Annotated in this window: 10 protein-coding genes; 7 read left to right on the forward strand and 3 right to left on the reverse strand. The window is 56.8% G+C overall.

Translation table 11 applies throughout. The features are described from left to right. Positions 1–7: 7 nt before the first annotated feature. Positions 8–1,108 carry a redox-regulated ATPase YchF gene (gene ychF / locus K3169_RS24415; RefSeq protein WP_099270509.1) on the forward strand — a complete coding sequence of 367 codons (1,101 nt, stop codon included), beginning with the start codon at positions 8–10 and terminating at the stop codon, positions 1,106–1,108. Between the two features lie 83 nt (positions 1,109–1,191). Here ychF and K3169_RS24420 read toward each other — a convergent pair whose 3' ends face one another. Both K3169_RS24420 and K3169_RS24425 read right to left on the reverse strand, forming a co-directional pair. Then, positions 1,192–1,767 carry a serine acetyltransferase gene (locus K3169_RS24420; RefSeq protein ID WP_231675310.1) on the reverse strand — a complete coding sequence of 192 codons (576 nt, stop codon included), beginning with the start codon at positions 1,765–1,767 and terminating at the stop codon, positions 1,192–1,194. Continuing rightward, positions 1,764–3,068, reverse strand: a complete 1,305-nt coding sequence (locus K3169_RS24425; RefSeq protein ID WP_263268407.1) for an O-antigen ligase family protein — start codon at positions 3,066–3,068, stop codon at positions 1,764–1,766. The genes K3169_RS24420 and K3169_RS24425 overlap by 4 nt, the downstream gene beginning before the upstream one ends. A gap of 433 nt (positions 3,069–3,501) precedes the next feature. Between K3169_RS24425 and K3169_RS24430 the strand changes: the two genes are divergently transcribed. From K3169_RS24430 to K3169_RS24450, 5 genes are all read left to right on the forward strand, one after another. Next, on the forward strand, positions 3,502–4,014 hold the full coding sequence (locus tag K3169_RS24430) for a sigma-70 family RNA polymerase sigma factor (protein ID WP_122808014.1): 513 nt from the start codon (positions 3,502–3,504) through the stop codon (positions 4,012–4,014). Positions 4,015–4,129: 115 nt separating this feature from the next. Then, on the forward strand, positions 4,130–5,101 hold the full coding sequence (locus K3169_RS24435) for a FecR family protein (protein WP_263268409.1): 972 nt from the start codon (positions 4,130–4,132) through the stop codon (positions 5,099–5,101). 262 nt (positions 5,102–5,363) lie between these two features. Next, positions 5,364–8,198 carry a TonB-dependent receptor plug domain-containing protein gene (locus K3169_RS24440; protein ID WP_263268411.1) on the forward strand — a complete coding sequence of 945 codons (2,835 nt, stop codon included), beginning with the start codon at positions 5,364–5,366 and terminating at the stop codon, positions 8,196–8,198. Positions 8,199–8,236: 38 nt separating this feature from the next. Continuing rightward, positions 8,237–11,047 carry a M16 family metallopeptidase gene (locus K3169_RS24445; RefSeq protein ID WP_263268413.1) on the forward strand — a complete coding sequence of 937 codons (2,811 nt, stop codon included), beginning with the start codon at positions 8,237–8,239 and terminating at the stop codon, positions 11,045–11,047. Continuing rightward, a complete protein-coding gene (locus K3169_RS24450) occupies positions 11,044–12,714 on the forward strand; it encodes an ABC transporter ATP-binding protein/permease (RefSeq protein WP_263268415.1) in 1,671 nt (556 codons plus the stop codon). Before K3169_RS24445 ends, K3169_RS24450 begins: the two co-directional genes overlap by 4 nt. A 295-nt stretch (positions 12,715–13,009) precedes the next feature. Here the strand turns inward: K3169_RS24450 and K3169_RS24455 are convergent, their stop codons facing one another. After that, complete coding sequence (locus tag K3169_RS24455; RefSeq protein ID WP_122705616.1) at positions 13,010–13,918, reverse strand: LysR family transcriptional regulator; 909 nt, start codon at positions 13,916–13,918, stop codon at positions 13,010–13,012. Positions 13,919–14,063: 145 nt separating this feature from the next. Here K3169_RS24455 and K3169_RS24460 point away from each other — a divergent pair, with 145 nt between their 5' ends. Then, positions 14,064–14,954 (forward strand): NAD(P)-dependent oxidoreductase, encoded by an 891-nt coding sequence (locus tag K3169_RS24460; protein WP_263268416.1) that lies wholly within the window; start codon positions 14,064–14,066, stop codon positions 14,952–14,954. Position 14,955 lies beyond the last annotated feature (1 nt).

Genomic DNA, 14,955 nt, shown 5'->3' on the forward strand with positions numbered 1-14,955 from the left:
AAACACCATGGGCTTCAATTGCGGCATCGTCGGCCTGCCCAACGTCGGCAAATCCACTCTGTTCAACGCCCTGACCAAGTCCGGTATTGCAGCGGAGAACTTCCCCTTCTGCACCATCGAACCGAACAGCGGCATCGTGGCCATGCCCGACCCACGCCTTGCGGCATTGGCGGCCATCGTCAATCCCAAGCGCATCCTGCCGACCACCATGGAGTTCGTCGATATCGCGGGCCTGGTAGCCGGTGCGTCCAAAGGTGAAGGCCTGGGCAACAAGTTCCTCGCCAACATCCGCGAGACCGACGCCATCGCTCACGTGGTTCGCTGCTTCGAAGACGACAACGTGATTCACGTTTCCAACAGCGTCGACCCGAAGCGCGATATCGAAATCATCGATCTGGAACTGATCTTTGCTGACCTCGACAGCTGTGAAAAACAGCTGCAGAAAGTCACGCGCAACGCCAAGGGCGGCGACAAGGATGCAGTGGTTCAGAAAGGCCTGCTGGAGCAGTTGATCGCTCACTTCACCGAAGGCAAGCCAGCCCGCAGCCTGATGAAGAACATGAACGCTGACGAAAAAGCAGTGATTCGTGGCTTCCACCTGCTGACCACCAAGCCGGTCATGTACATTGCCAACGTTGCCGAAGACGGTTTCGAGAACAACCCGCTGCTGGACGTCGTTCGCGCCATCGCCGAAGAAGAAGGCGCAATGCTGGTGCCAGTCTGCAACAAGATCGAAGCGGAAATCGCCGAGCTTGATGATGGCGAAGAAAAGGATATGTTCCTCGAAGCCCTGGGCTTTGAAGAGCCAGGCCTGAACCGCGTGATCCGTGCAGGCTACGAAATGCTGCACCTGCAGACCTACTTCACAGCTGGCGTTGAAGAAGTCCGCGCCTGGACCGTACGTGTCGGTGCCACAGCACCACAAGCCGCTGGCGTGATTCACACCGACTTCGAAAAAGGCTTCATCCGCGCCGAGTGCATCGCCTACAACGACTTCATCCAGTACAAGGGTGAAGCTGGTGCCAAGGAAGCCGGCAAATGGCGTCTGGAAGGCAAGGACTACATCGTCAAAGACGGCGACGTGCTGCACTTCCGTTTCAACGTCTGATGGCTTGCGTGGCTCACCACGCGTTCAGCTAAAAAAAACGGGATGCTTTGCATCCCGTTTTTTTGCCTGTGAGTTTCCCGACCCTACTTTTGCAACCGCCCCAGAAGATCTCGATCATATGGAACGGATTCGCCAACCCGGCGATTGAAAAATACTGTATTGGACGGAATGCTTTTATTGACGAAAGAGCAGGCTCCCACAACCACGTTGTCACCCAGCTGGATGTCATCCGAAATAATGCAGGAATGCGCTTGAATCCTGACCCCGTCGCCAATAACCAAACGCACCTCTTCGGCGTTACCCTTGACACCAATGGTGCAGCCTTGCCAGATTCTGAAGTCTTTACCTATTACGGCATAGGAAGTGATCACAATGCCGCTGAGGTGGGCGATCCACAAACCCTCATCTATCTGAGCGCCAAGCATGATTTCCACGTTGTACTGACGGCTCAGCTTTTCATTCAGCAATTTTGCACGGCGTCGCCAGAACTTTGATCCCGAGGTATTGAAAACGTAAGCCAGGCGAAACCAGAACAGGTAACTCGACCTGTTACTCCGCCGACACTTCACATATAAACGCTTCCAGCTGAAGGGCTTATCGAGCCCGCCCAGTACCTCAATGTGCCAATAGCGCATCGCACTTTTAAGTAGCTCAATCATGCCGGGCGCGCCTCTGAACGCTTCCTTGTCAGCTGTGACCCCATGGAAAGCACCAACCCCACCGGCATCCAGAAAACCAGCCAGTAAACGCCTGGACGATTCATGACCGTGTGGTAGTTGAATAGAGCAGTCAGGACAGCAAACACAATAAGTGGGAATCCAACTGATCCGAGCGGGGAGCCCCAGCTATCTCTATTGAGAGACCGCGCGAGCACACAACCGATCATGATCAACAGCAGCAGTGCGCCGCCTACCCCGAACTCATAAAAGAACTGCAAATACAGATTGTGCGCCTGCGTCCAGCAATGCCCACTATCAACGCAGACATTAAATTTGTTGCCTGCACCTGCGCCCACCAACCAAAAATCGGGAAGCCGCTCTAGCCAGTCATGCCAAATCAAATCCCTGTAACTGAAACCGCGGTCGGTCTGCTCCAGCAACATCGGTGATAACCAGAGCAAAACAAGCACGCCAGCAACGGCTGCACCCGCCAACCATTTTCTTGAGCGCTCGTCATTGTGGAATGCGATAGATGCTCCAATGGCGGCCCCATACCCCAGCCATACACCTCGTGACAGGGTGCAGTACAGATAGAGCGATAACGCCAGCACACAAACGCCGTAGACAAGCGCCACAAAACGGCTATACCGCTTGGTCAACAACTGGTGAACACCGTACACGCCGAAGAAACCGTAATAAAGCGCAGCAATAATAGGGTTCTTGAAATCGGCGTAGTCCTTATAGCCTAATTTCTGAATGCGCTGACCATCGAGAAACATATTTGAATCTACGGCAAAAAAAGTGTAGATCAAACTGACCAACGCAAAGATGCCCGCAATCAAAAACGCTGCATCCAGGCTTTTCTCCATCAAGTTCTTATCAACCAGAATCTTGATAGCGCAGACGTACAAGAGAATATAGAAACCTGTCTTGAGCTGATCCGAGGCCGATAAATCCGACGTCGGGTTAAGCAAAGCGACCAGCACGGTAAACCCCAATAAAACCAGGAGAGGTAAATAACGCTTACTGCACAAGGATTCACGCACTTCACGGTCAAGAAAAAGCAGAATCAACGCCGGTAAAAACAGAGTCAGGTTTGAGATGGTCGTAAATCTACTGCCATCTGAGATGTAAAGCATTCCACTGATGTGAACAGTAAATCCCGCCACCAAAAGATAAAGAAAAAATCTGGATACAGCCGCTACCATATAAACCTCTTCACACTGCTCATGCGCCTGCTCGCGCCCATCAGAGGGCGACCCATAATGGTGGTCTGGATAAAACCATTGGGTCTTTGGCATCTCAGTGCGCTAAAACCTGACGATGCCTGACTAATCAACCAAGGAGCTCGAATCAATAAGACGTCACTTGCCTCTACTTCTTTGGGCGCATAGGCGAATTTTTTTGCGAAGCCACCGCCCATTGTCGAGGACAGGTTGCGCGGGCTGGACGACAATCGCCGTTGATGCGGCGAACGCTTGGGATCGGTCATTGCCAGTGACAAGAGCCTTAAGCGATGAACGTCTCCGGTGAAATATTGAAATATGGACTTTGCAGGCATGCAGCAATACTCCATACGACGCTCAAGATTGGCTGCGCATTCTAGTCAGATGTGTCAACCCTGTGAAGGCGTGAATCTGATGGCCAGGCTTGAGAGTATCTTGATAATGATAATCTCTCTCATGTACAGTCACAGCCTTCCTTGTTACCTGCCTGTGCAAAGAGCGTCACGCTGTGGATGAGTCACCCCAAAAACTCGCTCTGTACCTGGCCCATCGTGCTGCGCTGGTAGATTACGCAGCCCCTATCGTCGGTTGTCGCTCCAGGGCTGAAGACGTCGTTCAGGAAGCCTGGCTGCGTTTTGACACTCGCAAGGGCGAATACCTCGACCTGAGCCATCCACTGGGTTACCTGTACCGCATCGTCCGCAACCTGGCCCTGGACCTGACCCGCAGCATGGCCACCGAAAAGCGCCAGCCGGACAGCCAGGCGATTCTCGATGAAATGCCCTCAAACACCGCCTCGCCTGAACGCGAAGCCGCCAGCCACGACGAATTACGGCTGATCAGCGACGCCCTTGGCGAGCTGCCGGAACGCACACGCACCGCGTTCGAAATGCACCGTCTGGGCGGCTATACCTTGCAGCAGGTCGCGAGCGCATTGGGTATCTCAATGGGGCTGGCCCATCAGTTGGTTCATGACGCCCTGAGCCACTGCGCCTACCGGCTGGAACAAGCCGATGCCTGAGCACGATAATCCAACGCCTTTTGCCCAAAGCAGCCCCTCTATGCGACCCTTGCATACTTTTGAAGCCGAGGGAGATCGGTCCGCGATGCCCGAAACAGGACCTCGACAGCCACATATGGACATAGCTCTGGACTGGCTGTTGCGCCTTCAGCAATCGCCCGAAAACGCTGCGCTGAAAGCTGAAGTCAGTGAATGGGAGCAGGCTGCCCCGGAAAACGCCCAGGCCATGCGCAAGGCTCAAAGGCTATGGCGCCTCACCGGCCAACTGCCCGCGACCACCGCACAAAACTGGCCTCCAGTGACACCACAAGCATCGCCCGTCCCGTCACCTGTATCAGCCGTAGCGCCTGCGCGACCCTCCAGACGTAGACCGCGTCTTCACTATTTCGCCGTGGGCATCGCAGCCTGTTTGCTGGTGGCACTGGCGCCACGGTTATGGCTGCAGATTGAAGCGGACTATCAAAGCCCATCTGGGGCGCGCAGTAGCGTCAACCTGGCAGACGGCAGTCGAGTGATCCTGGACAGTAACAGCGCGCTGGCCGTGGACTTCACAGGAGCCGAACGCCATGTACGGTTGCTGGCCGGGCAGGCTTATTTCGACGTTGCACCAGACGCTAACAAACCCTTTCATGTTAAAGCCGGGGATGTAGAAGTCAGAGTGACGGGCACCGCATTCAACGTCGATCTGGAAGACAAGCAGATCGACGTTGCGGTTACCCATGGCTCGGTAAAGGTCTCGGATAAAACCTCGGGCCAACCGCTTAGCCAGCCACTGACTGCAGGCCAGCGCCTGACCTATGACAGGGATCTGCATCAGGCAAACCTGCAATCCATGCCGGTCAACCAGATTTCGCCGTGGCGCAATGGACAATTGATTGCCAACAACGCCCGCCTGGGTGACGTCGTTGCACAGATGCGCCGCTATTTGCCGGGGCTGATCATGCTTGGCGATGACGATCTGGCAAACAAGCGCGTGACCGGTGTGTACGACATCGACCAGCCCGAAGCTGCACTCGCTGCCTTGGCAAAAGCCCATGGCGCAACCGTCAGCTACCGCACACCTTGGGTCAGAATCGTCTCCAGATAAAGACGTCCTTATTCCCCCGAAGCTAACACTGTATCTGTAGGAGCTGCCAAAGGCTGCGAAGCATTTATCCTGACACACCGCGATCGCAGCCTTCGCCAGCTTCTCTAGGTCTACCTTTCCCACCCCGCCCCCCTCCCCTTGAATTTATTTTTATTATTTTCTGAAAATTTCCAGAGCTGTCCCGTCCTTGGTCTCGAACGGTAACTGCAAGCAATTCGCATTCAAGTTTTTGAGCTTTTTTTGGCTCATCCGGGGACATGACATGGCTAAGGATTTTTCACACAACCCGCACCTGGGCGTTAACAGGCAGTGGGCTGGGTTGGCTGGGATTGGCGCGCTGACTTTATGCTGCGCCCTCACCACCCTGCCCGCTTTCGCCGTGTCACCCTCGGGGACCGAACAAGCCGCCATGCAGGCTCAGCACAACTTTGATATTCCGGCGCAGAGCCTGGCATCGGCCTTGATCAGTTTCGGTCAACAAAGCGGGCTGCAAGTGAGCGTTGATTCCGCCCTGCTGGAAAACCGCACGTCGCGCTCGGTCAGCGGTTCGCTGAGCAGCGCCAAGGCTCTGGACAATCTCCTGAAAGGCTCCGGCGTCGGCTGGACGTACAGCTACGGCAACCTGTTGCTGTACCGCGATGAGCCGCTTGCCGGAGAAGACACGGCGATGGAAATCGGCACCACCGTTGTACTCGGTAGCACCGAGGAAAAAAGTTACATGGGCGAAACCGTGATCGGCGAGAAGGCTATCAAGGCATTCCCCGGCGCCAATGGCGACATCACTACATTGCTGCGCATGCACCCGAGTGTGCAGTTCAGCAACACGCAGCAAAGTTCCAACACTCCTGGCGAGCTGAACCCCGCCAACATCAGCATCAATGGCGCGAAGTATTACCAGAACAACTTCATGATTGATGGCATCTCGATCAATAACGATCTGGACCCAGGGGCTCAGAGCTATGGTGCAACCCGAAACTTCGAGTCCGCTCCGAGCAACTCTCATGGCATCGCGCTGGATGCCGATTTGCTGCAAGAGGTAAAGGTTTACGATAGCAACGTCCCGGCGGAATACGGTGGATTCAACGGTGGGGTCGTCGACGCGATCACTCGCAAACCAACCGAAGCGTTGCATGGCAAGATATCTGCTTCCATGACCCGCTCGGAATGGATGAGGTACCACATCTCGGAAGGTGATGAGGTGGACTTCGCTACTGCATCTAATGAGCAGTACCAGCCTGAATTTGAAAAGCTGACCGTGCGAGGGTCGCTTGAGGGGCATTTCACTGAAGACTTCGGCGCAATGGTCGCTTTCTCGCAAAAGCGCTCGGATATTGCCTTGCATGGTTACGCAGGGGGCTATAACTCTCCGGACGGTGAGAGCAACAGCCGCAACCAAAGCAGGCAAATCGATAACTATCTGGTCAAGACTTACTGGAACATCAACGACCGTCTGACTCTGGACAGCTCGTTCACCTACGCACCGCAGGAAGGCAAGTACTTCACTGCCGACCGTCGGAACGCAGACTTCACCACCCTCAACGGCGGCTCTCAGGCCACATTCAAAGCAGTCTGGTCTGGCGACAAGGCCACGTGGACCCACAAGCTGGCACTTACTGATGTCACCAGTTCAAGAGAAACCGACGCCACTGAAATGGTCTCCTGGTACTACTCTCAGGAAAAAAACTGGGGTAATCCGAACAGTGCCAGCGCGCGTAGCATCGACGGTGCTGTGACCAGCCTTGATCAGCGCCAGCGCAGCCTCACTTACGGGCTTAAATCAGAGTGGGTTCCCCTGCAATTCGCGGGAATGGAACATACCTTCACTGCCGGTATGGATCTGTCCCACACAGTGGCCGAATGGGAGCGTGCGGAGGACTACAACAGTGTCACGACCTTCAGACGTGACAACGGCAATACCTGTCTGGCAACCGAACGCTGGTGCTCGGTAAGCCCGCTGCTCAATGGCCAAAGTCGACAATGGGCCAGCCTTTACACCGAGTACGGTGCAGGCAAAATCGAAATGACAGAAAACAAATATGCCTTCTACCTGCAAGACAGTCTGCAATTCGGAAAGCTCGGTCTGCGCCCGGGTGTGCGTATCGAAGGCGATGACTATATGGAGCAGAAAACCGTCGCGCCGCGCTTCGCTGGCGACTATGACTTTTTCGGTGATCGCAGCACCGTGGCTGTATTCGGCGCTAACCGCTACTACGGACGAAACCTGTTCAAATATCGTCTGGCCGATGGCCGACAAGGCTTGAACACCACCTATCGCCGTACCACCTACGGAGCCGCGTTTACAGGCACACGGCAACTGAACAGCAACCGTTTTTCTACCTTGAACATCCCTTACGATGATGAGTTGATGGCGGGCGTCGAGCAGCGCTGGTTCGATACCGAATTCAAACTCAAATACGTACACCGACTGGGCAAGGACAAGATCGTTCGAGCATCATCCAGCACTCAAAACCTCCCCGATGCTGATGGTTACGTCAACAACTACTACACGTATACCAATCAAGGCCGCAGCGAGAGCGACAATATCAGCCTGACCATAACGCCGCTTCAAGACCTTGAATGGATGGGTACCAAGACCAGTCTGCAGTGGGCCTTTGACTGGTCGCGTACCAAGGATGCTTCGGTCGACTATGAAAGCCTGCTCACACTCGACAAGTTTGAAGACGACAATGTGGTGTACGACGGCAAATTCACCAAGTACAGCGAATTACCCGCCTCGGATTTCAATCGGCCATGGACCGCACGCATGACCGCCATCACCGAGATCCCACAGTGGCATCTGACGGTGAGTAACTTCCTGCGCTATCGCGGGGCTTACGACCAAATCTACAACCTCAATGAAAAAGTGGTGGTCGATGGCGAGAGCCTGGATGTTTACCGGACCGTCCGGGTCAACGCAGCCCCGACCTGGGACATGCGTGTTGATTGGGAAGTGCCTACCGGCAAAGACCAGGCAGCGTTTATTGCGGTCGACGTCACCAACGTTGCCGACCGCGTGAACAGCATCAAAAGCAGCGCCACCACCACAACCTACGAAACAGGCCGCCAATTCTGGCTCGAAGTCGGCTACCGCTTCTAACCCCTGATCGCCCCTTCTAACACTCGCTGAGAACGCTGATGAAATTATTCATTGTGGGCCTGTTCGCTCCACTATTCCTGTGCGCCTGCGCCTCGATTACCCCCGACCAACAGACCATGCCCTGGGACGCAGCCGTGGTGCGCGGCACGCTGGATAACGGCCTGGAATATCGACTGGTGCGTGACACCCGACAGAAGTCGCGACTCGATATTCGTCTGACGGTCAAAGCCGGTTCGGTGGATGAAGAAGAAGATCAGATCGGCGTCGCCCACATGCTTGAACATCTGGTGTTCTACAGCCACGGCGGCCAGCCGCTGGATGCCCGCAGCCGGATGATTGCCGAAGGCTGGATTCAAGGCCGTAACTTCAACGCCATGACCGCCTACGACCGCACTCAATACCTGATGAGCCCGCCACGTGGCGCGGCTGAAGCCGATATTGCGCTGCAAAACCTTTCGACCATGCTCTTTGCCGGTGACTTCAGCGCGGATGATCTGGACCACGAACGAAACGTCGTCATCGAAGAGTGGCGCGGCGGCCTTGGCGTGGCGCAGCGCATGAATCAGCAGCGTACGGCATCCCAGCGCGTTGGCTCCCGTTATCCGGAACACCGCACCATCGGCAACGAAGGCGCAATTCGCAGCGCCCGCCTCGAAGCATTGCGCGCCTATCAAGAGCGTTGGTATCAGCCGGACAACATGATCCTGTCGGTGGTCGGCGATATTGAGCCAGAACAGTTAATCAAGCACATCGAACGCTGGTTCGGACCACAACCCGGCAAACCGTTACCAGAGCGTCACGCCCATGATCTGCCGCTGGACAACACACTGAAGATCTTTCAATTACAGGACAGCCAGAGTGGTACCAGTCAGGTTGCTTTGCTGTTGCGCATGCATGAACCGCTGAGCCGTCCGGCAACCATGGCCGCGCTACGCGAGCGGATGATCGACCGCTTCACGCTTGATGCGCTGTTCACCCAACTCAAGCGTCAACCACTGATGCCAGGTGTGCGCAGCCTCACCGCGCAAAAGACCCAGATCGGTGACTACTCCAGCGTGCTCGGGATTGCCGCTGCGGTGGATGGCAATGGACATCAAGCTGCCCTGCGTCAGTTGCTCGAAGAGCTGCAACGCCTGCAACAATACGGCGTGTACCAGGCCGATCTGGACGAGGAGAAAAGCCAGTTGCGCGGTCTGATCGAACGCACGCTGGCCAAGCCTGAATCGCGCACCTTCGAGCAATGGGTCAACGCCCTCAACGATGCCGCCGTGATCGGCAAAGTGCCGCAAAACGCCCATGCCGTCGCCAAGGCCAACCTGCACTGGATTGACGACATCACGCTTGAGGACATCAACCAGCGCCTGAACCGCTGGGTCTCAAGCCCCGATCAGGTCCTGCAACTCAGCGCTCCACGGCTAACGCCACTGACCTTGCCGAGCGTTGCCGAGGTTGAGCAACTGCGCGAAGGCATCCGTCATATGTCGCTGACGCCACCGCAGCCGCGCCCGCTTCCAAAGGCGAACAAAACGGCTGAGATACGAGAAGCGCCAGCAGCCGAGAGCAGCGGCGAGATACTCGCCCGCCGTGAGTTCGCCAAAGAAAAAGTCACGCACTGGCAGTTGAGCAACGGCGACCGGTTGGTCTGGCTGAAGCGTAACGGCGAGGCGGGTCGCTTTGTACTGGAAACCGAATCCAGTGCAGGCTTCATGGCCAAAGGCATGCTGCCGTGGCGGGTGCAAATGGCCGCGCAACTGGCTGGCGAAGGTGGCCCAGAGGGCTGGTCGGCAGACGATACCAGCGCATGGCGCAAAGCACTCAAGGTTAATGTTTCGCTGGATCAGCAAGCCGAGCGGTTGCGCCTGAGCCTGTCGGCAATCGCGAAGCCAATCGAACAGACTTCGACACAGCGGCTGGAAAACCTGCTGCAAGCCTATAGGATGACTCAGGATTCGGTGCGCATTGATCGCGACGCATTGGATAAGGTGCGGGAAGACCTGCTCAGCCGTCTCGCTCGCCCCGGTGACGATATCAGTACGCGCAAAGAAGCCGCGTCAAGGGCCTTGCTGCACGGCAAGGACAACTGGCAGCCTCCGGTCAGTGCCGATCTGGAGACGCTGACCTCAGAGCAACTGGACGCTGACTGGCAGCAACTCGCCCGCGCTCCCGTGACCTACTACCTGATGGCCGATGTGCCCGACGCCGAACTGGAACCCTTGGTACGCCGCGAACTGGCAGGCATCCCGCGAGGTACCGGGCTGGTGGCGCAATCTACCGGGCAAGCACCCGGTAAACGCCGAACCGATCTGGCAATCGCCATTGAGCCACGCGCTACGTTGCAGGCGCAAAGCTTCACCGAGCAACCCTGGACTCCCGCTCAGGCCGCACGCGTTGCGGCACTTCGGGAGATGGCGCGCAGCCATTTGAAGGACGCGCTACGCCGCGACGCAGCCGGGATCTATCAACTGAACTTCGACAGCCAGTTGAACCCGGCCAGCCAGCGTATCGAGAGCAAGCTGGTGTTCAGTACCGACCCGGCCCGGGTCGAAGAACTGTGGCAACTGGCACGCAAAACCCTCGCTGCCCTGCCCGCCAGCGTGACCGAAGCCAACATCGTCAGCCTGCGTGTCACGCTGCGTAAACAGGAGGCCGAGCGCCGCAAGGATCCAGCAACCCAGTTGCAACGCTTGATTCTGAGCGAGCGCCAGTGGGGTGATCCACGTTACCTGAGCGAGCAACACCAGCTAGTGGAAGCCATTCAGATTGCGCCGATGAAAACACTGGCCGGGCGATTGGTAAATTCTGAAAACCTGACCCAACTGCGCCTGCTACCCGCCGAGCCAGCACAATGAAGACCCTGCGGACCTTTCTGGCCCTGGCCAGCCCATACTGGCGTGATCGCAAGCAGTGGCTGGAGTGGGTAATGCTACTCAGCGTGATCGCCATGGGCCTGATGCTGGTGCAGATCAACGTGCTGATTAACACCTGGAGCAAGACCTTCTACGACACGCTCGCCGAGTTCGATACCCAGGGTGTCATCGCCCTGATGGGCGAATACGCGCTGTACATCGGCGCCTATGTTTTGGTGTACGTGTATCTGGACTGGTTGCGTAAAGCGCTGGAATTGCGCTGGCGGCGGGCCCTTACGGCCAGCGTCATTGAGCGCTGGTTCAGTGGTCAGGCATTTTATCGTATTGGGCTGGGCGCGGAACCGGACAACCCTGACCAACGTATCGCTGAAGATGTGGATCTGATGGTCAAGCGCAGCATCGAGCTGCTGGTCTCGTTCATCGCCAACCTGGCTCAGGTTGGAGCATTTCTGACGATTCTGTGGAATCTGTCGGGCACGCAGACCTTCGACATTGCGGGCCATAGCTTCACGATCGAAGGCTATCTGGTGTGGATCGTGGTGGTCTACAGCGTTGCGGGCACCCTCATCACTCACCTGATTGGTCGTCCGCTGCAAAGCCTTAACTACGAGCGGCAACGACATGAAGCCAACTTTCGCGCCGACCTGCTGCGCAAGCGCGACAACGCCGAGCAAATAGCGCTGTATCGCGGCGAAGCAGTCGAATCCCGCAAACTCTCAGGCCTCTTCGAAGCCATTGGCGACAACTGGCATCAACTGATGGACAAGCAGCGTAACCTGTCGCTGTTTACCGTTAGCTACAACCGCGTCAGCCTGATTATCCCGGTGTTCGCTGCACTGCCCTTGTTCCTGGCAAAAACCATTACCCTTGGCGGGCTGATGCAGATCCGCAATGCGTTCAACTCGGTACATGGTTCATTAAGCTGGTTCATCAACGTGTACCAGCGACTGATTGAATGGAGCGCGACGGTTGAGCGGTTGGGGCAGTTTGTCGAGGCGATTGAAGCCAGTCGCACCTCGGAGCACGATGCACCTGTGGGTAAAACCCTGTCGCTACAAAACCTGCATGTACTGCTGCCCAATGGCGACGCACTGCTGGGGCCACTGGATACCCAAGTCAACAGCGGCGAATGGCTACGGATTGATGCCGCCAGCGGGCTGGGCAAATCTACTTTGCTGCGTACGTTGCATGGCCTGTGGCCGTTTTATACAGGCCGCTGGCAATTGCCTGACGGGAGCAGTTTGCTGTTGCCACAAAGGCCCTATCTGGCCAGCGTCACACTGCGCGAGCTGTTGGCGTACCCGGCACTGGAAATGCCCCACGATCATCGCCTGGACGGGGTGCTCAAGCAGGTCGGACTGGCTCGGCTTGGCCAGCAGCTCGATGAACAGCGGGAATGGAGCCGGGAGTTATCCGGCGGCGAACAACAACGCCTGGGCATCGCCCGCGCCCTGCTGTACCGCCCGCAAACCTTGTATCTGGATGAAGCCACCAGCCAGCTCGACAGCCAGAGCGCCGTTGCCCTGCTGACCCTGCTCAAGCGGGAGTTGCCTGAAAGCACCGTGATCGGAATCAGCCACCAGCAGGAAGTGGCCAAGCTGTTTGATCGCAAACTGGAGCTGAACAGAGTGGAAGCGGTTTTGGCGTGAGGTTAGGCTGATCGCCGGCCAACCATAGAATCCCCCAAGGCGACCGCGTTCCCCTGTTGGAGCGAGGCTTGCCCGCGAATCAGTCGATGAGGTGAGTCAGGTACGCCGCGTCGCCTTCTTCGCGGGCAAGCCTCGCTCCAACAGGATTTGTGCCATCCAGTGGGACAGGCCGGGCGACACTACGTTTTAGCCAGGAGGACGTAGGGACATTCGCTAGATCTCCGTCTGCAGAAATAGCACCCTCCCGGCTAATGCCATTCCCACGTCGCGCATCTACTTGTGGAAGCGACTTCAATCACTTCCCGTTAAACGCCGTCATGTCCTGCTGCAACAGTCCCAGCAATCGGCTCGAACCAACGCTCAACTGCCTGCCCAACCGGCTGATGATATGCACCTGTGACTCGCTGAACACTTGGGATTCCAATGGCAATGCTATGAGCTTGCCGCTCGCCAGTTCGTCCACCACCACGAACGTCGGCAACAGGGTTACACCGCCGCTCATGGCAAAGCGTTTGAGCATGGCGAAGGTGTTGCAGGTCAGGGTTGGCATCAGGGAAACGCCGCACTGCTGTTCGGCCTGAGTCAGGATCTGACGGATGCCGTAGGAAACCCCGAGTAGACCCAATCGGTAGCTGTCCAGATCTTTCAAGGGGATCGGCCCGTCATACTGCGCCAAAGGATGGTCGGGGCTGACCATCACGCAGACCGGCTGTTTCTGGTGGGCGTGGGAGCGAATCTTCGGGTCTGCGGGTGGGTTGAACACCAGGCCGATGTGCGCCTCGTCTTCTACTACCTGACGGATTACTTCATTGGTGCCACACACGTTCACTTGCAGTTCGACCTTGGGGTACAGCGTCGAGAATTTTGTCAGCGGCTCGGTCAGGCCATCGATAAACCCTTCACCAATCGCCAACACCACCGAACCACTCTGCAAACCGCGTAACGCTTGCAGCGATTCCAGCAAAACCTCCTGCTGGGAAAGTCGCTGCCGGTAGTAAGCCAGCACGCGATCCCCCGCCTCAGTCGGCTTCACCCCACGGCGATGGCGCTCCAGCAACGGTGCGCCCAGCTCATGCTCCAGCTGGGCGATCTGTCGGCTGACCGCAGACGGCGCAACATCGAGAAAATCCGCCGCTGCACGAACACTGCCCAGTCGTACGGCCTCGAAGAAATAAAGAATGCGTCGATCCTGAACCAGACTCATGGGCCACCTGCGTTGCTTTCAACGCAACAAAAATGAATTTGGTGATTATTGCTGTGTGTGCAGAGCGGTGTCCATACTCGGTTCATCTGCCGATAACCATTGACGGTGCGACGTAGCCTGTCAAACAGCTGAGCGAGCATTCTGAATGACTTTAAAAGTAGGCGTGATTGGATTGGGCAACATGGGCGGCGGCATGGCTGCAACCCTGGCCAGCAAAGGCTTCGATGTAAGCGGCTTTGACCTGTCGCAGGCTGCACTGGAAATCGCCGAGAGCAAAGGCGTTAAACCGGTGACTGACCGCACCGCACTGATCAAACAGGTCGACGTGCTGATCCTGTCATTACCAAAAGCAGAACACGTTGAACTGGTTTGCCTGGGCGCTGAAGGCGTACTGCAACACGGCAACGCTGGCCTGATCGTGGTCGACACCACCACTTCTACACCGGAAGCCAGCCGCAAGGTGGCTGCCGCCCTGCTGCAAAAGAGCATTGGTTTCATCGACGCACCGGTTTCTGGCGGCCCTAAAGGTGCAGCCACCGGCACTATGTCCATGGTCATCGGCGCAGAAGACGCAGACCTGGAAAAAGTATTGCCAGTACTCGAAGGCATGAGCGGCACACGGGTTCACGTCGGCAAATGCGGCGCGGGCAACGTGGCGAAGATCGCCAACAACATGCTCGCCGCCTGCCACCTGATCAGCACCGCAGAAGCCGTGAGCATGGCTGCCAAAGCGGGCGTCGATCCGGAAAAACTGATGCTCGGCCTTAATGCCGGTTCCGGCCGCAGTGGCGCCACCCAAGTGATGTTCCCGACCTGGGTACTGAACAAAACCTACAACTCCGGCTTCACCATGGGTTTGATGCGCAAGGACGTCGGCCTGGCCAGCGATCTGGCTGATAGCCTGGATATGGACCTGCCATTGGCGCGCATCGTCGCCCAACTGTGGGCCGCCAGCAGCGAAACGCTGCCGGACGGTGAAGACTTCAACTGCATCGTCCAGCGGACCGATGCCCAGCTGTTCGGCAAAGGGGAATAAC

Origin of the sequence: Pseudomonas phytophila (genome assembly GCF_025643095.1) — a bacterium.
Lineage (GTDB): Bacteria > Pseudomonadota > Gammaproteobacteria > Pseudomonadales > Pseudomonadaceae > Aquipseudomonas > Aquipseudomonas quasicaspiana.

Excerpts from the sequence above, each read along its gene's own strand:
- K3169_RS24450 (WP_263268415.1), top strand. The coding sequence starts at position 11,044 with ATGAAGACCCTGCGGACCTTTCTGGCCCTGGCCAGCCCATACTGGCGT.
- K3169_RS24445 (WP_263268413.1), top strand. The coding sequence starts at position 8,237 with ATGAAATTATTCATTGTGGGCCTGTTCGCTCCACTATTCCTGTGCGCC.
- K3169_RS24425 (WP_263268407.1), bottom strand. The coding sequence starts at position 3,068 with ATGCCAAAGACCCAATGGTTTTATCCAGACCACCATTATGGGTCGCCC.
- K3169_RS24460 (WP_263268416.1), top strand. The coding sequence starts at position 14,064 with ATGACTTTAAAAGTAGGCGTGATTGGATTGGGCAACATGGGCGGCGGC.
- ychF (WP_099270509.1), top strand. The coding sequence starts at position 8 with ATGGGCTTCAATTGCGGCATCGTCGGCCTGCCCAACGTCGGCAAATCC.
- K3169_RS24440 (WP_263268411.1), top strand. The coding sequence starts at position 5,364 with ATGGCTAAGGATTTTTCACACAACCCGCACCTGGGCGTTAACAGGCAG.
- K3169_RS24435 (WP_263268409.1), top strand. The coding sequence starts at position 4,130 with ATGGACATAGCTCTGGACTGGCTGTTGCGCCTTCAGCAATCGCCCGAA.
- K3169_RS24420 (WP_231675310.1), bottom strand. The coding sequence starts at position 1,767 with ATGATTGAGCTACTTAAAAGTGCGATGCGCTATTGGCACATTGAGGTA.
- K3169_RS24455 (WP_122705616.1), bottom strand. The coding sequence starts at position 13,918 with ATGAGTCTGGTTCAGGATCGACGCATTCTTTATTTCTTCGAGGCCGTA.